Annotated in this window: 16 protein-coding genes and 1 pseudogene; 9 read left to right on the top strand and 8 right to left on the bottom strand. The window is 64.6% G+C overall.

Annotation, left to right across the window (positions count from 1 at the left end; all coding sequences use genetic code 11):
- Positions 1–37: 37 nt before the first annotated feature.
- The gene (hemA, locus tag ACED18_RS14755; protein WP_377293533.1) at positions 38–1252 is read right to left on the bottom strand and encodes a 5-aminolevulinate synthase; all 1215 of its coding nucleotides are present in this window, start codon (positions 1250–1252) and stop codon (positions 38–40) included.
- A gap of 436 nt (positions 1253–1688) precedes the next feature.
- Between hemA and ACED18_RS14750 the strand changes: the two genes are divergently transcribed.
- From ACED18_RS14750 to ACED18_RS14730, 5 genes are all read left to right on the top strand, one after another.
- Positions 1689–1952 carry a YMGG-like glycine zipper-containing protein gene (locus ACED18_RS14750; RefSeq protein ID WP_149740365.1) on the top strand — a complete coding sequence of 88 codons (264 nt, stop codon included), beginning with the start codon at positions 1689–1691 and terminating at the stop codon, positions 1950–1952.
- A 259-nt stretch (positions 1953–2211) separates the two neighbouring features.
- Positions 2212–4128, top strand: coding sequence for an autotransporter assembly complex family protein (locus ACED18_RS14745; protein ID WP_377293530.1), 1917 nt, complete (start codon positions 2212–2214; stop codon positions 4126–4128).
- Positions 4129–4311: 183 nt separating this feature from the next.
- Entirely contained in the window at positions 4312–8499 is a 4188-nt protein-coding gene (locus ACED18_RS14740; protein ID WP_377293528.1) for a translocation/assembly module TamB domain-containing protein, read from the top strand.
- Positions 8500–8647: 148 nt separating this feature from the next.
- Complete coding sequence (gene rocF / locus ACED18_RS14735; RefSeq protein ID WP_377293526.1) at positions 8648–9571, top strand: arginase; 924 nt, start codon at positions 8648–8650, stop codon at positions 9569–9571.
- Between the two features lie 169 nt (positions 9572–9740).
- Complete coding sequence (locus tag ACED18_RS14730) at positions 9741–10217, top strand: chemotaxis protein CheW (protein WP_149740361.1); 477 nt, start codon at positions 9741–9743, stop codon at positions 10215–10217.
- A gap of 75 nt (positions 10218–10292) precedes the next feature.
- Here the strand turns inward: ACED18_RS14730 and ACED18_RS14725 are convergent, their stop codons facing one another.
- On the bottom strand, positions 10293–11396 hold the full coding sequence (locus ACED18_RS14725; RefSeq protein WP_377293523.1) for a saccharopine dehydrogenase C-terminal domain-containing protein: 1104 nt from the start codon (positions 11394–11396) through the stop codon (positions 10293–10295).
- A 115-nt stretch (positions 11397–11511) separates the two neighbouring features.
- On the opposite strand from ACED18_RS14725, the gene ACED18_RS14720 reads away from it, so the two are divergent.
- Positions 11512–11943: an Lrp/AsnC family transcriptional regulator gene (locus ACED18_RS14720; protein WP_377293521.1), complete on the top strand. Its 432-nt coding sequence runs from the start codon at positions 11512–11514 to the stop codon at positions 11941–11943.
- Positions 11944–12133: 190 nt separating this feature from the next.
- Here ACED18_RS14720 and ACED18_RS14715 read toward each other — a convergent pair whose 3' ends face one another.
- The 4 genes from ACED18_RS14715 to ACED18_RS14700 all read right to left on the bottom strand — a co-directional run bounded on the left by ACED18_RS14715 (position 12134) and on the right by ACED18_RS14700 (position 15476).
- The gene (locus tag ACED18_RS14715; protein WP_377293836.1) at positions 12134–12763 is read right to left on the bottom strand and encodes a sugar transferase; all 630 of its coding nucleotides are present in this window, start codon (positions 12761–12763) and stop codon (positions 12134–12136) included.
- Positions 12764–13203: 440 nt separating this feature from the next.
- Positions 13204–14067 carry a DUF6030 family protein gene (locus ACED18_RS14710; RefSeq protein ID WP_377293519.1) on the bottom strand — a complete coding sequence of 288 codons (864 nt, stop codon included), beginning with the start codon at positions 14065–14067 and terminating at the stop codon, positions 13204–13206.
- A gap of 163 nt (positions 14068–14230) precedes the next feature.
- Positions 14231–14443 (bottom strand): hypothetical protein, encoded by a 213-nt coding sequence (locus ACED18_RS14705; protein ID WP_377293517.1) that lies wholly within the window; start codon positions 14441–14443, stop codon positions 14231–14233.
- Between the two features lie 103 nt (positions 14444–14546).
- Complete coding sequence (locus ACED18_RS14700; protein WP_377293515.1) at positions 14547–15476, bottom strand: LysR substrate-binding domain-containing protein; 930 nt, start codon at positions 15474–15476, stop codon at positions 14547–14549.
- A gap of 105 nt (positions 15477–15581) precedes the next feature.
- On the opposite strand from ACED18_RS14700, the gene ACED18_RS14695 reads away from it, so the two are divergent.
- From ACED18_RS14695 to ACED18_RS14685, 3 genes are read left to right on the top strand one after another with little or no spacing between them, the layout of a single operon-like run.
- Positions 15582–16724, top strand: a complete 1143-nt coding sequence (locus ACED18_RS14695; RefSeq protein ID WP_377293513.1) for an iron-containing alcohol dehydrogenase — start codon at positions 15582–15584, stop codon at positions 16722–16724.
- A 54-nt stretch (positions 16725–16778) separates the two neighbouring features.
- Positions 16779–18275, top strand: a complete 1497-nt coding sequence (locus tag ACED18_RS14690) for an aldehyde dehydrogenase (RefSeq protein WP_377293511.1) — start codon at positions 16779–16781, stop codon at positions 18273–18275.
- Between the two features lie 11 nt (positions 18276–18286).
- Positions 18287–19411, top strand: a complete 1125-nt coding sequence (locus ACED18_RS14685; protein WP_377293509.1) for a mandelate racemase/muconate lactonizing enzyme family protein — start codon at positions 18287–18289, stop codon at positions 19409–19411.
- A 9-nt stretch (positions 19412–19420) separates the two neighbouring features.
- Here ACED18_RS14685 and ACED18_RS14680 read toward each other — a convergent pair whose 3' ends face one another.
- Positions 19421–20647, bottom strand: a complete 1227-nt coding sequence (locus ACED18_RS14680; protein WP_377293507.1) for an NAD(P)/FAD-dependent oxidoreductase — start codon at positions 20645–20647, stop codon at positions 19421–19423.
- Positions 20648–20820: 173 nt separating this feature from the next.
- Positions 20821–21100, bottom strand: a pseudogene (locus tag ACED18_RS14675) (carbohydrate ABC transporter substrate-binding protein); the annotation flags it as partial.

Raw genomic sequence — 21100 nt, 5'->3', positions numbered from 1 at the left:
GACCGGCGTCCGCCGACTGGCGCGACGACCCCGATCGTCAGGCGACGGAGCGGGCCAGCGCGCAGCGCGACCAGAGCTGATGCAGCGCGCCGACCAGATGCTCGATGTCGCCGTCCGTGTGGTAGGGAGCGGGCGTAATGCGCAGACGCTCGGTCTTCTTCGGAACGGTCGGATAATTGATCGGCTGGACGTAGATGCCGTAATTGTCGAGCAGCAGGTCCGAGATCCACTTGCACTTGGCAGCGTCCTTCACCATCACCGGAACGATGTGGCTGGGGTTGGACAGGTGCGGGATGCCGGCTGCATCAAGCGACGCGCGCAGCTTGCGCACGCGGTCCTGATGCCGGGCGCGCTCGAAGGGGCTGATCTTCAGGTGGCGGATCGAGGCCAGCGCACCGGCAGCCAGCGCCGGCGGCAGGGACGTCGTGAAGATGAAACCCGAGGCAAAGGAGCGGATGTAATCGACCAGCGCGGCCGAGCCGGTGATGTAGCCGCCCATGACGCCGAAGGCCTTGCCAAGCGTGCCTTCGATGACCGACAGGCGGTGCATCTGTCCCTCGCGCTCGGCAATGCCGCCACCGCGCGGGCCGTAGAGGCCGACAGCATGCACTTCGTCGAGATAGGTCAGCGCGCCGAATTCGTCTGCGATGTCGCAGATGTCCTTGATCGGGGCGATATCGCCATCCATCGAATAGACCGACTCGAAGGCGATGATCTTCGGCGCCTTGGGATCGGCGGCTTCCAGGTGCCGGCGCAGATCGTCCAGATCGTTGTGCTTGAAGATAACGCGCTCGCACTTGGCGTGACGGATGCCCTCGATCATCGAAGCATGATTCCCGGCATCGGAGAACACGATGGCGCCGGGAATCCGCGAACAGAGCGTGGATAGCGTCGTCCAGTTGGACATGTAGCCGGAATTGAACAGAAGCGCGGCTTCCTTGCCGTGCAGATCGGCCAGTTCCTGCTCCAGAAGCACGTGATAGTGGTTGGTGCCGGAGATGTTGCGCGTGCCGCCCGCACCCGCGCCGCAGGCGTCGATCGCTTCCTTCATGGCAGCCGTCACCTTCGGATGCTGGCCCATGCCGAGATAGTCGTTCGAACACCAGACGGTGACTTCCTGCGGACCGTTTTCCGTATGACGAATGGCACGAGGAAAGGCGCCGGCCTTGCGCTCAAGATCGGCAAACACGCGGTAGCGGCCTTCGGTGTGAAGGCTGTCCAGCTCGCGTTGGAAGAAGCTCTCGAAATCCATCGTCATCTCCAGAATTGGCCGTTCCTTTTTCCCCCAACATCCTGAGACGTCAATGGCGAAAGCTCGTGCCCGGCCACGCTGCGGCAATTGGCCTATAGTTTTGAATAGTTCCAGACTCCCGTTAACGAATATCCCTGCCTGCTACCTTGATTTGGGTCAAGTCTCTCGCGCAAGCCAATGGTGGGCGCGCCGCCGGACAGGGCCATCCCGAGTGGCCGGAAGCGCACATTTGCGGGGACTTCGTCCCGATGGCTGTGCCTTCATCCTGCGTTCAGCAATCATCCAATTAAGTACACATCCGGAAATGCCCGGTGGCGCCATGGACAATGTGGTGCCACCGCATATTCTGCATGCGTGAAGGAGAAGGGGCTAAAGCGCCTTTCTTTCGGGGAAGTTCGGGCGCGCCCAAGCCAGCGTCCGACCAAGGAGAACCGCTATGAAAAAGACAATTGCCCTGATTCTGGTCGCACTGGCGGCCGCAAGCTGCTCGCAGACCGAGCGTGGCGCGTCGATCGGCGCCGTTTCGGGCGCCATCATCGGCGGCGCCGTCACCGGCAACGTCCGCGGCGCAGCCGTTGGTGCCGCCATCGGTGGCGTATCGGGTGCCGTCATCGGCAACGTCAGCCAGCAGCCGGGCCAGTGCTACTACCGCGACCGTTACGGCCGCCGCTACATCGACGATTGCCCGCGCGGCTACTGAGGATCGGGCGGCTGACCACCGCTTGACCGACAGACGATCGCCCTTAGATACCGGCCGGACCGTGATGGTTCGGCCGGTTTCGTTTCAAGGGCTGGCCGCGCCTGTGTCAGCCGCCGGAAACATTCCGCTTCTGCATTTGGCCGTTCCACGTTAGGGTGCAGCCGACTATCGTTAACGAAATGCAAGTTCAGGCGTGCGAAACTCGGCGCGAGGATAAGACCGGAACGTTGTGCGTGAAGTCCGGTCGACCGGGATTGGTATGAGACACTTACTGCCGACATCACGTCTCGCGTATCGGGCGGCATTCCTGCTGGGGACGGTGGCATTTACCGGAAGCCTCCTGCTGCCCGCCGGGCAAGCCCATGCCTTCAAGCTCTTCGGCATGAGCATTTTCGGCGATGATGACAAGCCGGCGGAGGTGATCGACCCCGTCCGCTTCACCCTGTCGCTGACCGTTGACGGCGGCGATGCGGACCTCAAGAGCGCCATCGAAAACGCCGCCCGCCTGTATCAGGGCAAGGACGAGCCTGTTTCGGGGGACCTTGGCCTTGCCGTCACTGCACGCGACGACCGCGATCGTATCCTCGCCGCGCTCTACGAAAATGCCCGCTATGGCGGGACCGTCGAGATCACCATCGCCGGAACCAACCTCGACAGCCTCGCGCCCGATCCGGTCTTTGCGGATGGCGTGGCCGTGCCGGTTGCCATTCGCGTGACGGCGGGTCCCGCCTTTCGTCTGGGAACGGTGCGCTTCGAGGGCGATATCGCCAACCGCGATCCCGCCACCTATGGCCTGCCGCAGGGCGGAGAGGCCGGATCGGCCGTCATCCTCAAGGCTGCCGAACGCCTGCTGGCCGACCTCAAGGAAGAGGGTCGCCCGCTCGCCGAGATCACCGAGCGGAGCGTGGTCGCCAACCACGATACCAACACGGTCGATGTCACGATCGTCGCAAAGGGCGGCCCGGTGGCCGATGTCGGTGCCGTCAGCGTCGATGGCACGAAGACCGTCGATCCCGGCTTTGTCGCCGACTATTCGCGCCTCAATGCCGGCAAACCCTATTCGCCGGAAGACATCCGCCGCGCCTCCGAGCGCCTGCGCCAGCTCGGAGTCTTCTCGAGCGTCACGATCAAGGAAGCGACGAAGCTGTCGCCCGACGGCACGATCCCGATGACGATCCAGGTCTCGGAAGGCAAGATGCGCTATTTCGGTGTCGGCGCGCAGGTATCGACCACCGACGGTCTCGGCCTGCAGGGCTACTGGGGCCACCGCAACCTGTTCGGCCGGGCCGAATCGCTGCGCATCGAAGGTTCGGTCAACCGCATCGGCGAGACGCAGGAACTCGACAAGCTCGATTATTCCACCGCGATCCTGTTCTCGAAACCCGGCGCTTTTGGCCCGGCATCCACCTTTACCGCAAGCGTCAAGGCTTCGCTGCTTGATCCCGACGCCTACAAGGCGGCGATCGTCAGCGGCGCGGCAGGTGCCACCTTCGAGCTCAGCCCCCGCGACACGGCCTCCGGCGGTGTCGATCTCACCTATGCCAAGATCACCGACGCCTTCGGCAACCGCAACTACCTGACGGCCAGCGTGCCGCTCGAATATGTGCGCGACACGCGCACCGACAAGCTGAACGCCACGGATGGCTACCGCCTGTCGGTCGGCGCGCGCCCGAGCTACGAGATCGAGGCCGGCACCATCTTCTCCTCTTTCGAGACGAGCGCCGCCGGCTATTACAGCCTCGATGCCGAAAACAGGTTCGTTCTGGCCGGAAAGGTCGCTGCCGGCACGATTATCGGCGGCTCCGGCCTGGCAGATATCCCGGCCGACCGGCGCTTCTATCTTGGTGGCGGCGGCTCCGTACGCGGCTACGCCTACCAGGAAATCAGCCCACGCCGCGCCGATGGGGCGATCACCGGTGGGCGATCCTATGTCAGCGGCACGGTCGAGGGCCGTATCGCGGTAACCGACACGATCGGCGTGGTCCCCTTCGCGGACTTCGGCGCAGTCGGGGCGGGTTCGACGCCGGACTTCTCCGATATTCGTGCCGGTGCAGGCATCGGCCTTCGCTACAACACGCCATTCGGCCCCATCCGCCTCGACGTGGCCGTGCCGCTCAATCCCTATCCGGGCGGCACCAGTTACGGCATCTATGCCGGCATCGGCCAGTCCTTCTGACCTGCACCGGTCCTTCCTTCCTAAAGCAGGAACAGAAACACGCGCCAACGCGTTTCGTCCTGTCGGACGAACGCGAAGCTCGACCGGGACAGGGGTGGAGCCACTGGCCGTTTCATGGAAAAACCGCCTTGAACGGCAAGCTGGGCGCCGATTGATTCGGCAGCGAAAAGACAGGAAGCGGGAATGGCGGCAACGACGGGCGGGCGAGTTTGGGGATGGATCGCGCGCGGCCTGCGCTACGCGACCTATGTGCTGATCGGACTTCTGGTCCTGCTTGTTCCCCTTCTCGGCTTCATCGGTTTTACCGCACCCGGCGCCCGTCTTGTGGCCGGCTACGTCCAGTCTCTGGTTTCCAGCGAAGATATGACGCTGACCATCGAGAACCCCTCGGCGCTCCTGACTGGCAAGACCACGATCGGCGCCGTGACGCTTGCGGACCGCAACGGCGTCTATGCCGACATCCGCAATCTCGCCATCGACTGGTCGCCCTCCGCCCTTATCGGCATGCGCTTTGATGCCGATCGCGTCGCCGCAGAAAGCGTTACCCTGAGCCGCCTGCCGCAACCGGCAGCCGACACGCAGGATGACGGCAGCTCCACCGGCTTGCCTGTCGAGATCGCGATCGATGATCTCTCCGTCGGCACGCTGACCATCGGCGAAGCCGTGGCACGGCGCGAGCAGGTGCTGTCGCTGGCCGGACGACTGGAAGCCACGCAGGCCCGCATTGCCGCCAAGCTGGACCTTGCCGAAAAAGCGCGCCCCGAAGCCCGCGCGGCCGCCGATTTCGTCTATGATCCCGACGCCAACGCGCTGAAGATCGAGGCCTCCGTCGATGAACCGAAGGACGGCGTTCTCGCCGGCCTGCTCGATCTTCCCGGCGGCCCCGCCGTTCGCCTTTCCGTGACCGGCGATGGGCCGCTGTCCAACTGGGCCGGTCGCATCACCGGTGCGCTCGACGGAACCGACATCGTCGGCCTCGACGCCACCCACAAGCTGACCGACACAAGTCGCCACGCTGTGACGCTGAAGGGCAATGGCGCGCTCGACCGCCTGATGCCACCGAGCCTGCGGCCGCTCTTTGCCGGCCAGACGGCCATCGACCTGGCCGCGACCATCGATCCCGCCGGCAGCATCGATATCACCACCGGCACCATAGACAACGACGCGCTGACGCTGACCGCCGGTGGCAGCGCGTCAACCAGCGGCAGCAACGACCTGCGCCTTTCGCTCGCCGGCAAGGGCGCGCCCGTCGATCTGCGCCTGCCGCTTTCTTCCGGCGAACTGCGGCTGTTGGCCCGTTCCGCCAACCTCTCGCTCACCGGCGATGCCGACGCCGCGATCCTCGATATCGCCGCCGATCTCGCCGCCCTCAACCACCCGCAGGCCAACCTCGCCGAGGTCAAGCTGCAGGCCTTCAGTGACGGCTTCAACCTCGCCAGCCAGTCGGGCCCGGCACAGCTGACGCTGCAGATTGGCGGCGCCGCCTTTGCCGATCCGAACGTCGCGCGGCTGGTGCAGGCGCCCCTGAAGGCAACGGCGAAACTTGCGATCACCGCGGACACGATCACGGCCGAACCGCTCACCATCGAAAGCGCTTCCATCGGCGGCACGATCAATGGCGCGCTCGATCGCGCCACAGGCAACGTCACCTCCACCGTCAGCCTTTTCGCCGTTCCCTCCGTGCTGCCGCCGGCACTGGCGTCGAAATTCGATACGACCATCGCGCTGGCCGCCGGCGTCAGCACCAGCGATGGCCGGATCGACCTGAAGGATATCGCGCTCGCCTCCGGCCCGATCGAGGCAAGCGGCAGCGCGAGCCTGGTGGACAACGCGCTTGATGCCACGATCTCCGGCACCGTGAAGGAGTTGAAGGCCTTTATCGCCGACGCGACTGGTGCGGCCAATTTCACGGCCTCCGCGTCCGGCCCCGTCAGCGGCCTCACCGTGGACGCCAATGTGACGGCCAGCGGCGTCACCCTCGCCGGCCGCACGCTGAGCGACTTCAACGCCAAGGCAAAGACCACGCTCAGCACCAGCAATCCGGCTGCCGACGTGACCATGACCGGCGCCATCGATGGGCAGGCGATCGATATCGCCGCAACCCTCGTCTCCGACAATGGCACGCCGCGCATCCCGAAGCTGGACCTCACCATCGGCGACAACAAGGCGACCGGCAGCTTCACCTTCACGCCCGACTTCCTGCCAAGCGGCGACGTGACCTTCAACCTGCCGGACATCGGCCTTATCGCCGCCCTCGCCGGCCAGAAGGCCAGCGGCGATCTCGCTGGCTCCGCACGGATCGCGAGCAGTGGTGGCCGTATCGGGCTTGACCTGAAGGCGGCCGGCACGCGCATCGCACGCGATGATCTCGTCATCGAGCGACCGCAGATCAATGTGACGGCAACCGATCTCGCAGCGCTCCAGGCCTCCGGCACCGTTACGGCCGAACGGCTGACGCAGGGCGAAAACCGTCTTGCCAACCTCAAGCTCGCCTTCACGCAGCAAGACGGCGGCACCGGCCTGGATCTGACCGGAACCTATGACGGTGCACCGCTGGCGACGAAGGCCCGCATCGTCCCCGGCGCCGATGGTCTGTCCATCGCCCTCGACAGCCTGACGGCCAGCCCGCGTCGCATCCCGCTCAAGCTCGCAGCGCCGACGACCATCCGGATCGTCAACGGCACCGCGATCTTCGATGACGCGACAATTTCCGCCTCGGGCGGCACCGTCACCGTCAATGGCCGCGCCGGCACATCGCTGGATCTGGCGCTGGCCCTCCGCTCGGTACCCGCCAACCTTGCCGATGTCTTCGCGGCAGGCCTGGGCGCCGAAGGCACGATCAGCGGCACCGTTACCGTTAAGGGAAGCCCGGCCGATCCGCGTGTCGGCTATGGCCTGACCTGGGACGGCGCCCGGGTGGCGGCCACGCGCGACGCCGGCCTCGGCGCGCTCGGCATCAAGGCGGACGGCACCTTTGCCGGCGGGAAGGTGGACCTGAAAACGGCCATCTCCGGCAATGGCCTGACGCTGAACGGCGGCGGCAGCGTCACCACCACCGGCAACAGGCCGCTCGCCCTCTCCTTCCAGGGCGATATTCCCTTTTCCCTTCTGAACGACATGCTGGCTGCCCGCGGCTTCGACATTTCCGGCTCCGGCCGTGCCGACATCCGCATCGCCGGCACCACGGCATCGCCTCAGATCACCGGGTCGATCGAAACCTCGGGCGCAAGGCTCGTGGATGTGCGCCGCAACCTCGCCCTCAACGACATCGCCGGCCGCGTGGCGCTGGACGGAACGCAGGCACGCATCGAGCGCCTGACGGGGTCGCTGGGCAGTGGCGGCAGCGTGACGGTGACCGGCACGATCGGCATTGCCGGCGGCTCCGGTCTGCCGGCCGATATCGCCATTCGCCTGCAGAATGCCAAATATGTCGATGGCACGCTCTTCAACGCGACGCTCGACGGCGACATGACGCTGAAAGGCCCACTGACAGCAACCCCGACGCTCGGCGGCGCGGTGACCATCCGCAAGGCCGCGATCAGCGTTCCCGAAAAGCTGCCTGCCTCCCTGTCCCAGATCGACATCAAGCACAAGAACGCGCCCGCAGAGGTGCGCCAGATGGCGAACGATCTCAACAGGGATCGCGACGGCGCCGGCGCCGGTAGCACGGGTACGATTGCCTTCGATCTCACCGTCAACGCACCCGGCCAGTTCTTCGTGCGCGGTCGCGGCATCGATGCGGAGCTTGGCGGATCCTTGACCATTCGCGGCACGGCGCTGGCGCCCAATGTGTCCGGCGGCTTCGACCTGCGCCGTGGGCGCCTGGAAATCCTCGGCAAACGCCTGACCTTCAGCGAGGGCCGCATCGGCTTCGGCGGCGACCTGGTGCCGACCATCGACCTCAAGGCGACCTCGACGGCCGGCGCCACGACCGTCACCGTCAATGTCGCCGGCATGGCCAACAATCCGACGGTCACCTTTGCCTCCTCCCCGGCCCTGCCCCAGGACGAGGTGCTGGCACAGTTGATTTTCAACCGCTCGCTTTCGAACCTCTCCGCCCTGCAGATCGCCCAGCTCGCCGCAGCCGTCAGCCAGCTTGCCGGCGGCGGATCGACCTCCCTTCTCGACGGCTTGCGCAACAAGCTTGGCGTCGATGATCTCGACGTCACCACGGATGAGAGCGGCGGCGCCTCCGTGCGCGCCGGAAAGTACCTCAACGACCGCACCTACATCGAGCTGCAACAAGGCTCCGGCGCCAAATCCAGCAAGGCCACCATCAACCTCGATGTCGGCCGCGGCGTGAAGCTGCGAGGCGAAGCCGGCAGTGATGGTTCTGGTGCGGCCGGTATCTTCTACGAAAAGGAATATTGACGGAGGCCAGATCAGGCCCGTTCTACAATCTGCGCAAAACGACTGTCACACTTGCCTGATTTTCTGCCGGAATCGGCAGAGTTTCATCTTTTTTCAAGCGGATCGCCTCGCGATAATGGGCGCAACACCGCATTTCATGGAGGCAAGCGTGGCAGACATTACCCTGATTGGCGTTCCGATAGAGGAAGGCTCCGGTCGGCGTGGCTGCGCGATGGGCCCGGCCGCCCTGCGCATTGCCGGCATGGATGTGGTGCTGGAAGAGCTGGGCTTCAGCGTCCATGACGCCGGCGACCTGCCGCGCGAGGCTGCGACCGATATCGCGGCCACGGACACGGCCAAGCGCCTTGACGTCATCGCCGGCTTCACCCGCGCGCTGGAGACGGCAACCTATGTAGCAGCCTCCTCCGGCAGCATTCCGATCCTGCTGGGCGGCGACCATAGCCTTGCCATGGGCAGTGTCAGCGGCATGGCCCGCTATGCGGCCGCCGTCGGCAAGCCGCTTTTCGTACTCTGGCTCGATGCCCATGCCGATTTCAACACGCCGGAAACCTCACCCTCCGGCAATGTGCACGGCATGCCTGTCGCCTTTTACTGCGGCAAGGCGGACCTCGGCCCGGTTCTCCCGGCCGATCGTCCTCTGGTCGACCCGACCCGCGTCTTCCAGATCGGTATCCGCTCCGTCGATGCGGTCGAGCGCAAGCTGATCGCCGAACACGGCGTGCGCGTCTTCGACATGCGCGCCATCGATGAGAACGGCATGGCATTCATCATGCGCGGCATCATCGAAGAAGTGCAGGCTGCCGGCGGTCTCCTGCATGTCAGCCTCGACGTCGACTTCCTCGACCCGGATGTCGCCCCCGGCGTCGGCACCACCGTTCCCGGCGGCGCGACCTTCCGCGAGGCGCATCTGGCCATGGAGATGCTCTGCGACAGCGGTCTCGTTTCCTCGGTGGATGTGGTGGAACTGAACCCTTTTCTTGATGATCGCGGCAAGAGCGCACGCATCATGGTGGAGCTGACGGCAAGCCTTTTCGGTCGCCGCATTCTCGATCGCCCGACCCGCGGCGCCTGAGAGACATCCAACCTCCACGTGACCAGCGTTTTTCTTTCATGATGCCAAGCTTATGGAGGGCGGCGTTTGAAGGAAATTAACGAAATGGAGTCATCCTCTTCATCACATGACCGTCGGTGGGCCAGCCAGTGAGCGCAAAACCCACGGCAGAGACACGGGAAGGGAACAGATGACGACGAACAAGACCGCTGGTTTCGATCGGGAGACGCTGGAAATCATCGCCTTCCGCCTGCACGATCAGGAATTCTGCGTGAAGACGACCACCATCCGCGAAATCCGCGGCTGGGCACCCTCGACGCCGATCCCCCATTCTCCGCCGGAAGTGATCGGCGTGATGAATCTGCGCGGCACGGTCATCCCGATCATCGATCTCGCCCACAAACTCGGCATGACGAGCACGGTCGCCAACGAGCGCAGCGCCATCGTCGTCGCCGAAGTGCACAACATGGTCATCGGCCTCGTGGTCGATCGCGTCTCCGACATCCTGACTGTCCGCGCCTCTGAAGTGCAGCCGGTACCGGAAGTCACGGCCTCCTTCGACAAGAGCTTCGCCGAAGGCATCATCGCCAACGAGCACGGCATGATCTGCTTCCTGAACCTGTCGCGCATGTTCAAGGAACGCGAGATCGACGATCTCGCCGCCTGATCCTTCCATCCATTCCAAACAGAAAGGCCCCGGCGCAACCGCCGGGGCCTTTCTGCTTTCGATGACTGGAGATGCTCAGCCGGCAAGCCGCAGCCTATCCGCCGGGCGCGCATAGCAGCGGCCGAAGCGGTTGGCGAGGAAATGGTCGAGGCTGATTTCCTCTTGGCGCACGAAGCCGGTATGGCTGATCTCGCCCTTGGCCAGCATGTCCAGCACCGCTGCAATGCTGGAGGCGGTGGTGATCTGGATGGCGCTGGTCATCTCGCCGCCGAGCACATCACCATAGATCTTGTGCGCGTAGGTCTCCTGCATCAGGCGGCCGTCGCGGAAGCCCGACGCCGTCACGAAGATAATCACCACATCCTGGATGGTTGCCGGCAGCGCATTCTCGAGAATGTCCTTCAGAACCTCACGACGGTTCTTGAGCCCGAGATCATGCAGCAGCGCATGCATGATGGCCGCGTGGCCGGGGTAGCGGATCGTGCGATAATTGAGCGTGCGCACCTTGCCGGCCAGCGTTTCGCACAGCGTGCCGAGACCGCCGGACGTGTTGAACGCCTCGTAGGTGACACCGTCGAGGGCGAATTCCTCGCGCCCTTCGAGCGCTGCCACCTCGGTCAGATGGCCATCGACGATCGCCTCGCAGGGCTCGATATACTCGTTGATGACGCCATCCGTGCTCCAGGTCAGATTGTAGTTGAGCGCATTGGACGGATATTGCGGCAGGGCACCGACGCGCAGGCGCAGACTGTCCACCCGGTCGAAACGCCTGGCGAGATCATGCGCGACGATCGAGATGAAGCCTGGCGCAAGCCCGCACTGCGGAATGAAGCTGGTCTTGGCGCCCTCGGCGATCTCGCGAATGCGCCGCGTGGCAGCGACATCTTCGGTGAGGTCGAGATAGTGAACACCGGCGCGCGCAGCCGCCTCGGCAATCGCCACCGTCAGATGGAAGGGCGCGGCGCTCAGCACCGCAAAGGCCCCCGAGAGTGCTGCCACCAGCTTGCCGGCATCGGCGATATCGACCACGCGTGCCTCGATGGCGGGATGGGCGGCGAAGGCGGCGATCTGGTCAGCGCTGCGATCCAGAACCACGACACGGTAATCTCCCGAACCGGCCAGAATGCGTGCGATGGTATAGCCGATCTTCCCGGCCCCGATGACGACGATGGTCTTCATATGCGATCCCCCATGGTTGGAGGCGCATGATGGCGACGCCCGCCGTTGATTCACAGCGCCGGAATGTTCATTATGGATATGCCCTTTTGAACTTTCGCCGTAGGATTTGGACAAAATGCCCGTGACGGATAAAGACCGCGAGCTTCTGGCCTTGCTGCAGGACAATGCGCGCATGCCGACGGCCACGCTTGCCCGCCGGCTCGGCCTGTCGCGTACGACGGTTCAGACGCGGCTGGAGCGACTGGAGCGCGAAGGCATCATCACCGGCTACGGCGTACGCCTTTCCGACGCCTATAGCGCCGGCATGGTCCGCGCCCATGTGCTTATCACCATCGCGCCGCGGGCACTCAGCCTTGCCGTCAAGGCCCTCTCGGCCTTTCATGAGGTGCGCACGCTGCATTCCGTCAGCGGCCATTACGACCTGATCGCCATTGTCGAGGCGCCGTCCGTGCAGGAGCTCGACGGCATCATCGACACGATCGGCGCCCTTGACGGCGTCGAGAAAACCCAGTCCTCCATCATCCTCTCGACCCGCATCGACCGGTAACCAGCGAGCTCATTGCGGTCAGCCTCAGGCGACCGGGCAGCGCTCGCAAAGCCCGCCCCCTTTGGCAAGGCCGACAAGGCCAATGGGAACGCGAACCTCCCCGCGCGCCCTGCTGCAGCACGATCACCTCGAATGCAAAACGGCCGGGACAAGCCCGGCCGTTCGAAAGCATCTAACAGATCTGACAGTGTCAGAAGCCCGTACCGCCACGCAGCTCGTTGATCAGCGTGCGGAACATGATCTTGATGTCGAGCAGGACCGAGAAGTTGCGGACATATTCGACGTCGCAGAACACACGGCGCACGGCCGTCAGGCGATGATCGGTCGGGCCGCGCAGGCCGCGCGCCTGAGCGAGGCCAGTCAGGCCCGGACGCATCAGGTGACGGTACTCGTAGCCCTCGACCAGCTCGGCATAGTTCACGCCGGCAGCCAGCATGTCCGGAACATGCGGACGAGGGCCGACGAGCGACATATCGCCGATGAGCACGTTCCACAGCTGCGGCAGCTCGTCGAGATTGGTCTTGCGCAGAACGCGACCGACACGGGTAATGCGGGGATCGTTGCTGACGGTCTGGCGAACGCCACTGTTGTCGCACAGATCGGTATACATCGACCGGAACTTGAAGATCTCGAACGGCGCCTCGTTGCGGCCTGTGCGCAGCTGGCGGAAGAAGATCGGGCCACGGCTCTCAAGCTTGATGAGTGCGCAGATGGTGAGAAGGATCGGCGACAGCACCAGCAGACCGAAGAACGCGCCGCAAATGTCGATCATCCGCTTCAAGGCCAGTTGCAAAGGCTTTTGCGGCGCCGCGACGGGCATGATCCGGAAGCTGCGAACCGGCGGACGGGCATCCAGGTCGGGAAGACGCAGCGCACCGGACTGAACAGCTGTGTTCATCTTAGCGCCGTCAGCGGAGAGCACTGCCGTGTTCTGAAGCACCAAATTATCGCTCATGTGACAGAAACTCCCTACGCGGGCTGCTTTAACATCTTGAAGAGCGGCGTCAGCGCCGCAGAAATGAATTCCGAAATCGCTTTTTTGTCTCTAGGCCGAAGCCCTAAAAATCATTCACAAGAATTAAGGTAATCGAAGGGAATTCTTGAGCCACAACGTAGCGGTCTTCCCCTCACAAACTCTGTTTAATGCTTTATTAAAGATACCAATCTTTGACAAGTGTCATCGACGCATATCAGACCTGCATAGTTAATCGGCATCAAGTTTGATCGTGCCATTTTTGGGGCAATACAGCGGATTGCCCATCAGGGCTGGCCGGGCAGGGCGGCGCGCGGCAGCGGCATGCTGGTCGGCACGCCCGCACTGAAGCCCGCCGGCAGCCGGATCGCGTCGTCCGATACCGGCAACCAGCGATCGCGATCGAAGAAGGCATCGAATGGACGTTTGGGTTTTGGCTTCGGCAGTTCGGCCGCGAAGAAGTTGTAGCGCGGCACGTCCCCCATCTCCCGCATGAGGCGAATGCGGCTGCCAAAGCGGGTCACGTCGAACGTATCGAGTGCGGCGATGCGCTGGGTGATTTCGCCACTGGCATCCCAGCGCACGAAGCGGAGGAAGACATCGGCGGCGCGCACGGCAAGGGCGAGCGTTTCGTTGCGCTCGTCAGGTCGCTCGATGTTGATCTTGACGCGGAAGGATTCGACCCGGTCCTCTCGCCCGTCCACCCGGATGAAAACGAAAATGGAGGAAGCCGTGCCCTCGGCCGCATCGCCGCCGCCCACGGTCTTCAGCACGGAGCACTCCCACCCCTCGCGGCTCAGCGCCTGCCGTCGCTCCATGCCCGAAAAGCCTGCATCGCGCAGGCGGTCGCAGATCGCTTCGGGACGGGTGAGGATCGTTCGCGCAAATGTCTGCTCTGGAACGCCGAAGTCGGCAAACAGCCTTTCCGGCACCTTGATACCGTCGGGCCGGTTTGCCACCTCCCGGGGCGCCTCGGCCTGCTCCTTCACGACGGGCACGGGCGTCTCCGTTCGCGGCAGTTCGAGGTCGAAACGCAGCAGCAATTGCCGCAGGTTGCGCATGTCGTTGGCGAGAAGAAACGTAGCCCCGATCGCTATGCTGATCACCGTCAGCAAGGCAAAGAAGAAGAACTGTGGCGACTTCAGGCTCATCAGCGCGATGTCGCGCGCTTTTGCGGCAAGCGCAAGGCGTGGGCGCCGTTCGCCCGGGCACCGATGACGGCATACGTTCTGTCAGCCTGCCCTGCATGGCACGATTTGGACATTTGCTTCCCCGAGATCACAGCCCTGAGTATCAAATGTCCGGCTGCCGGTGCTATCTCGAAATGCGCAACCGTTGTCTCTGCCAGAAGGCCACAAGCACGACGCCGACAAGGGTCAAAGGCCAGACGAGGCACAGAAGAAGTCCCAGCACGCGACCGACGTCCCAGGTGCGCGTGCGTACATGGCCTTCCTGGAAGGTGTTTTCCAGAAACAACAGCGCGATGATGCCGTAGGCGAGAAGCCCCACCGTCGTGAAGGTCACCATGTTCCCCAAAGGTCCCCGAGACCCGCACCATGTCACGATTCGAAGCCGGACCAAAGCAGGGGTGGATTGCAGCGATGGGCCTGTTTAGGCCAGCAATCTTGTTTCAGGCTGGAAGAGGACCGTAGGTCTGCGGCATGCGGTCGCCGGACAGCGCGAGATAGAGGCTCGTTGCCTCGTTGCTGAGGGTGCGGTGGCGTGGCGTGCCGAGGTAGTAGCCGTAGCCGGTCGTCAGGCGTCTGGGCCCCACGGGAACCAGCCGCCCCTCCGCCAGATCCTCCTCGATCAGGCCAAGGCTTCCCAGCGTGACCCCGTCCCCTTTGAGCGCGGCATCCATCGCCATCACATAGGTGGAGAACGTGTAGCGCGGCGCGAAACGCGGCCGGCGGCGATCATCCGCCACCTGCTGGAACCATTGGCGAAACGACACCCAATGCGCGTTGAATCGATCGTAGTCGATGAGATCGAGCCCTGCGATCTCGTCGATACCCACGGTATCGACATTGATGCCCCTCGCCGCGATGTATTCCGGCGCGGCCACGGGAACCAGCACCTCCGGCATCAATGGTGTCAGGTTCCAGCGCGGATGCTCGCCTGCAGCGTAAAGGATGACGAGATCATTGCTCTCGGCCGCGAGATCGGCGGGCGCATCGGAGGTCAGAAGCCGAAGCGAAATGCCGGGATGCGCCTTGCCGAAATCCCTGAGCCTGCGGCCGAGCCACAGATGCGAGACGGCCCCGCTCGCGGCGATCGACACCGTCTGCGTGCCCGTGGCGCGAAACGGCTCCAGGCTCTCTTCGAGATAGTCGAGCGAGGCCCGCACACGCCGAAACAGCCTCTCGCCCGCCGCCGTCAGTTCGAGGTTCTTTCCCCTCCGCGTGAAGAGGGGTGCCCCCAGATGATCCTCCAGCGTCTTGATGCGACGGCTGACGGCGGCCTGGGTGATCGCCAGCTCGCGGCCGGCGCGGGAGAAGTTCATGTGGCGACAGGCCGCGTCAAACACGCGGAAAGCTTCGAGAGGAATGCGCTCCAGCATCGTTCATAACCTCAGATCATCAAAAATCCCGAAAACTCGATGGATTTGAAAATATCAGATTGTGATGCAGGGTACAGCACACCTTGAATGCCGGGAGCCTGCGTCGTGTCCTTCACCCTTTCCGCCATCCCTGAAATCCGCTTCGGCGAAGGCCTTGTCGATAGCCTTCCGGAGGCTGCGCGCAGTCTCGGGGCAACCCGGGCGCTTGTTGTCATGGACGGCTTTCTCGCCGGCTCCGGCCTTGGCGTACGCCTCGCCGATGCGCTGGCGGAAGCGGGAATCACGGCAGCCCTCTTCTCGGATTTTTCCGGCGAGCCGAAGATCGCCCACCTGCGCGCCGCCGCCGCAGCGGCCGCGGCGTGCGACCTCGTCATCGGCATCGGCGGCGGCTCGGCGCTCGATATCGCCAAGATCGTCGCCTGCACGGCGGCATCGGGCGAAGACCCCATGCATTACGCGCTGGCCGCCAATCCGCTTCCTTCGCGGCCGCTGAAGAAGATCATGATCCCGACCACCGCCGGCACGGGCTCGGAAACCTCGGCCACCAACATCTTCGCCGGCCCGGAAGGCAAGAAGCTCTGGATCTGGGGGGCCGAAACCAAGGCCGACCTCGTGCTGCTCGATCCCGCACTCACCGTCAGCCTGCCTGCCGATCTCACCGCCTGGTGCGGCCTCGATGCCTTCGTGCATGCCTTCGAAGCGGCCACGAACCGCAATGCACATCCGGGCGTTTTCCTCTACGCCCATGAGGCCATGCGCCTTATTGCCGATGCGCTACCCGCCGCCATCGCCAATCCCGGCGATCTCGATGCGCGCGGCCGCCTGCTGCTCGGCTCCTGCTATGCCGGCATCGCCATCGACAATTGCGGTACGGCGATCGCCCACAATATCAGCCATGCGCTGGCAGGCCTCGCCCCCGTTCACCACGGCCTTGCCACCGCCCTTGCCTTCGAAGCGACGCTCGGCTGGCTGGTCGAGGCCGACACGCCGCATCTTGCCGCCGTCGCCCGGGCACTCGGCCTCGGGAGCGCAGCCGAACTGCCGGCCTTCGTCACCCGCCTGATGGACGCAAGCGGCCTCGTTCGCGCCCTGCCACCGGCTTTCGCCGCCTTCGATGCGGCACGGCTTGCCACCGAGATGCGCGCACCTGAAAACCAGCCCATGCGCCGCTCCACCATCCGCGACGTCACCGACGCCGACATCGACCATTTCGCCGCGCGGATGATCAGCCTCGCCCCTGCGGCCTGATCGCCTCCAGCGCCCAGTTCCAACGCCCCGCTCCAACGCAAGGGATTGCCGACCATGACGACCCACTACACCCGCGCCCACTGGGAAGACCGCCTGTCGACGCTTGTCCCGAACGGCCGCCTCTTCATCGACGGCAAGGCTGAGGATGCCGCAAGCGGCGAAACCTTCACCCGCATCCGCCCCATGGATGGCAAGCCGGGTGCCGTCCTGGCGCGTGGCAACGCCGCCGACATCGACCGCGCCGTGAAAAGCGCGCGGAAGGCTTTCGAATCCGGCATCTGGCGGCATCGGGAGCCGCTCGAAAAGAAGAAGATCATGCTGAAATGGGCAGAGCTGATCCGCGCCCACGGCGAGGAACTGGCCCTGCTCGAAACCCTCGACGTCGGCAAGCCGGTCATGGCCTCGCTCACCGTCGATGTCCGGCTTTGCGCCGATGGCATCCAGTTCTATGCGGAGATGATCGACAAGCTCTATGACGAGATCGCGCCGACCGGCCCCAACGCCCGCGCGCTGGTCCGCAAGGTGCCGCTCGGCGTCATCGGCGCCATCACGCCCTGGAACTATCCGATGATCATCGACGCCTGGAAGCTCGGGCCAGCGATCGCGGCCGGCAACTCCGTCGTCCTGAAGCCCGCCGAACAGTCCTCCCTCACCGCGATCCGCCTTGCCGAACTCGCCGTCGAAGCGGGTATCCCGACCGGCGTCTTCAATGTCGTGACCGGCTATGGCGAGGAGACCGGCAAGCCGCTGGCGCTCCACATGGACGTCGATATGATCGCCTTTACCGGCTCGACCGAGGTCGGCAAGCTGATCATGGGTTATGCCGCCCAGTCCAACATCAAGCGCGTGGCACTGGAGCTCGGCGGCAAGTCGCCGCTGGTCGTCTTCGAGGATGCCGATCTCGATGCCGCAGCGTCGGCCGCCGCCTGGGGCTGCTTCTACAACTCCGGCGAGACCTGCCACGCCTCGACCCGCCTCCTCGTGCACCGCTCCGTGCAGGATGCCCTGATCGAAAAGATCCGCGCCGTCACCGCAAGCGACATCACGCTCGCCCATCCCTTCGAGCCGGGCGCCCAGATCGGCGCGCTGATCGAGGAGGCCCACATGGAGAAGGTGCTGTCCATGATCGCCGCCGGCGAGAAGGAAGGCGCCCGCCGCGCCTTCGGTGCCGAGCGCGTACTGAGCGAAACCGGCGGCTTCTACGTCTCGCCCGGCGTCTTCGTCGATACCACCAACGATATGTCGCTGGCCCGCCAGGAAATCTTCGGCCCCGTGCTCGCCGCCATCCCCTTCGACACGGAAGAGGAAGCCCTCGCCCTGGCCAACGACACGATCTACGGCCTGGCCGGCGCCGTCTTCACCCGCGACATGGGCCGCGCGCACCGCATGTCGGAGGCCATCCACGCCGGCACGGTCTGGATCAACACCTACGACATGTCGAATTTCTCGACGCCCTTCGGCGGCTTCAAGCAGTCCGGCTTCGGCCGCGATCGCTCTGTCCACGCCATCGACAAATATTGCGACTACAAGACCATCTGGCAGCAGTTCTGAGGAGACCGTCCATGAGCCGTATCGTCTCGGTCGCCATCAGCCACCATCGCCTGCCCCTTGATCCGCCCTTCAAGGCGAGCTGGGACGGACGGGCGCGGCGGCATTTCGATGCCACCATCGTGCGCGTCACCGATGACGAGGGGCGGGTGGGCATCGGCTCCGGCGACCTGATGAAGGGTTTCGAAGGCCATGAAGATCTCTTCATCGGCGAGGATCCGCGCCATCTGGAACGCCACTACGAAGTGCTCTCCCACATCAACTTCCACTATGGCCGCTGCTGGCCGATGGATCTCGCGCTCTGGGATCTCGCCGGAAAGGTCACCGGCGAACCCGTCTGGCGCATGCTGGGCGGCCGCGCCTCGAAGGTGCGCCTCTACGCCTCCTCCGGCGTGCTGCGCGAACCCGCCGCCATGGCCGAACAGGCGGAGCGCTATGTGGCCGAGGGCTTTCCGGCCATGAAGGTGCGCTTCACCTCCTCGGCCGGCGGCCGGGGCAGCTGGAAGGACGACGTCAAGGCGCTGGAAGCGATCCGCGCCCGCGTCGGCGATCGGCTCGAACTGATGGTGGACTGCAATCAGGGCTGGCGCATGCCCTGGGATACGAGCCACCCCTGGACCTACAAGGATGCACTCGCCGTGGCCCGGGCGCTGGAGCCGCTCGGCGTCTACTGGATGGAGGAGCCGCTCTTCCGCTCCGACCGCGAAGGCATGCGCCGCCTTGCAGATGCGACCGGCATCCGCATCGCCGGTGGCGAGATGACCCGCGAACTCTACGAATTCCGCGACATCATCGAACGCCGCGCCTTCGATGTCATCCAGCCCGACGTGGCACTCGTCGGCGGCATCACCGGCTGCCGCCGCCTCGTCTGTCAGGCCCGCGAGGCGGGTATCCTCTTCACGCCGCATTCCTGGACGAATGGCATCGGCGTTCTCGCCAACGCCCATCTGACGGCCGGCATCGGCGACGCGCCCTTCCTCGAATATCCCTACGACAATCCGGAGTGGAGCGAGGCGCGCCGCGACTATCCGATGGCAAGCCCGCTGAAGCACGAGAAGGGCTGGCTCGACCTTGGCGAAGCCCCCGGCCTCGGCATCGTGCTCGACGAGGATCGGCTGGCTGCCACGCGGATCGGCTGAACGCCGGGGTCATCGGACGGGAAAACGAAACAGGTCCGCATCGGGGTCTTCATGCCCGTCGATGCGGGCCGCAATGATCTCCGAGGCGATCTGGCTGAAGGTGATGCCGTTGCCGCCGAAGCCCATCACCGCATGCACATTCGTGGTGCCCGACAGCGTATCGATGAAGGGCAGGCCCGTATCGGTCGTGCCGAAAGCCGCCGACCAGGCATGGTCCGGCTGCCCCATGTCGATGCCCGTCAGCGCCGCGAACTTCTCGCGGATTCGGACAGCCTTCTTGGCCATGCGGGTCTGGTCGAGATAGGCGTCCGCACTCTCTTCATCCTCGCCCCCGATGATCAGCCGTCCCTCCGGTCCCGTCCGGAAGTAGAGATAGGGGTCGGAGGCTTCCCACACGATCGTGTCCTTGAGCCACTCCGGCAGGGAGAGTTTCGGCCGGCTTGCAAAGGCCCAGGTCGAGACGATGGCATGCCGCCGGCTCTCCAGCGGCTTGAGGAATTCGTAGCCCGTGCAGAACACCACATGCGAAGCCTCGAGAAGAACGCCCGCCGATGTCGCGACAACCACCCGGTCATCCAGCGACCGCACATCCGTAATCTCGACGTCCGAAACGATCTCCGCCCCTTGTCGCGCCGCCGATCGCAACAGGCCGGCCGCCAGTTGTGCGGGATTGGCAGCCGCCGAGACATGGCTGACGATACCGCCGTCGCGCTGAAGCCCGAAGCGCGCCTGAAGGCTCTCGGCATCGAGATGGTCGGCCGCAAGCCCCGCCTTCTCCCGCGCCATGGCTTCCTTGCGAAGAGCCGCGCCATCCATCTCCGTTCCCGCCAGCAGCAAGGTGTCGCGGCGCTCGAAGCTGCAGGCGATATCGAGGTCGCGCACCAGCCGTTCGAGCCGCATCACTGCCCCGGCCGAGCGCTGCCACGCCCGCGCGGCCTTCTGGGCACCGATCATCCCGGAAAGCTCCGTCAGGGGAATGTCGATCTCGTGCTGGATCATCGCGGTACTCGCCATGGTCGATCCGGCGAGCGGCTTGCGCCGATCGATCACAAGCACAGGCCGCTCCGGGCTCGCCAGCGCCTGCGCAACCAGCGCACCGCTGATCCCCGCACCGACGACGATCGTGTGATAGGTGGAAGCCGAGGGCTTGGCCCGGCTGCGCAGCGTGATGCGCGGCGTCTCCGCCCAAAGCGGCTGTTGCGCCCTGAGCGTCCGGTGTTTGGTAATCTCGTCCATCTTTGCCCCTCGATCCGTCCCGCGCACGCGCACGGACAATGGGAAACGCAGCGGCGACGCAGCAGTTCCTGAATATCGTCAGAAAGAAAAACACACCCTCTAAACGGCCAAGGCCGGCGCTTTTGGCGCCGGCCCTGTGTTGCTCATCGTTGTCGTCGTTGTTGTCGCGTGGCTTACTTCTTCCAGGACTTGACGAGTTCGTCGTAGTTGACGGTGATGGGCTTTTCCTTTTCGTTTTCGACCTTGAGCTGGGGTGCGAGGTTGCCCTTGGAGACGGCGTCCTTGTTCCAGTATTCGAGGTCGTGCTCTTCGGCGAGCTTGGGTCCGATGTCGCCGAGGATGCCGGCGCGTTCGAGGCGGCCGAGGACCTTTTCCTGTTCGGCGCAGAGGCTATCCATCGCTTCCTGGGCGGTCTTTTCGCCCGACGCCGCGTCGCCGATCGCCTGCCACCAG

Source organism: Rhizobium sp. SG2393 (assembly GCF_042610495.1).
Lineage (GTDB): Bacteria > Pseudomonadota > Alphaproteobacteria > Rhizobiales > Rhizobiaceae > RU20A.
The sequence above is the reverse complement of the archived record's forward strand: the minus strand, read 5'-3'. Positions and strand labels throughout refer to the sequence as shown.

Excerpts from the sequence above, each read along its gene's own strand:
- hemA (WP_377293533.1), bottom strand. The coding sequence starts at position 1,252 with ATGGATTTCGAGAGCTTCTTCCAACGCGAGCTGGACAGCCTTCACACC.
- ACED18_RS14705 (WP_377293517.1), bottom strand. The coding sequence starts at position 14,443 with ATGGTGACCTTCACGACGGTGGGGCTTCTCGCCTACGGCATCATCGCG.
- ACED18_RS14685 (WP_377293509.1), top strand. The coding sequence starts at position 18,287 with ATGAGCCGTATCGTCTCGGTCGCCATCAGCCACCATCGCCTGCCCCTT.
- ACED18_RS14745 (WP_377293530.1), top strand. The coding sequence starts at position 2,212 with ATGAGACACTTACTGCCGACATCACGTCTCGCGTATCGGGCGGCATTC.
- ACED18_RS14700 (WP_377293515.1), bottom strand. The coding sequence starts at position 15,476 with ATGCTGGAGCGCATTCCTCTCGAAGCTTTCCGCGTGTTTGACGCGGCC.
- ACED18_RS14750 (WP_149740365.1), top strand. The coding sequence starts at position 1,689 with ATGAAAAAGACAATTGCCCTGATTCTGGTCGCACTGGCGGCCGCAAGC.
- ACED18_RS14720 (WP_377293521.1), top strand. The coding sequence starts at position 11,512 with ATGCCCGTGACGGATAAAGACCGCGAGCTTCTGGCCTTGCTGCAGGAC.
- ACED18_RS14740 (WP_377293528.1), top strand. The coding sequence starts at position 4,312 with ATGGCGGCAACGACGGGCGGGCGAGTTTGGGGATGGATCGCGCGCGGC.
- ACED18_RS14710 (WP_377293519.1), bottom strand. The coding sequence starts at position 14,067 with ATGAGCCTGAAGTCGCCACAGTTCTTCTTCTTTGCCTTGCTGACGGTG.
- ACED18_RS14730 (WP_149740361.1), top strand. The coding sequence starts at position 9,741 with ATGACGACGAACAAGACCGCTGGTTTCGATCGGGAGACGCTGGAAATC.
- ACED18_RS14690 (WP_377293511.1), top strand. The coding sequence starts at position 16,779 with ATGACGACCCACTACACCCGCGCCCACTGGGAAGACCGCCTGTCGACG.
- ACED18_RS14725 (WP_377293523.1), bottom strand. The coding sequence starts at position 11,396 with ATGAAGACCATCGTCGTCATCGGGGCCGGGAAGATCGGCTATACCATC.
- ACED18_RS14715 (WP_377293836.1), bottom strand. The coding sequence starts at position 12,763 with ATGCCCGTCGCGGCGCCGCAAAAGCCTTTGCAACTGGCCTTGAAGCGG.
- ACED18_RS14680 (WP_377293507.1), bottom strand. The coding sequence starts at position 20,647 with ATGGACGAGATTACCAAACACCGGACGCTCAGGGCGCAACAGCCGCTT.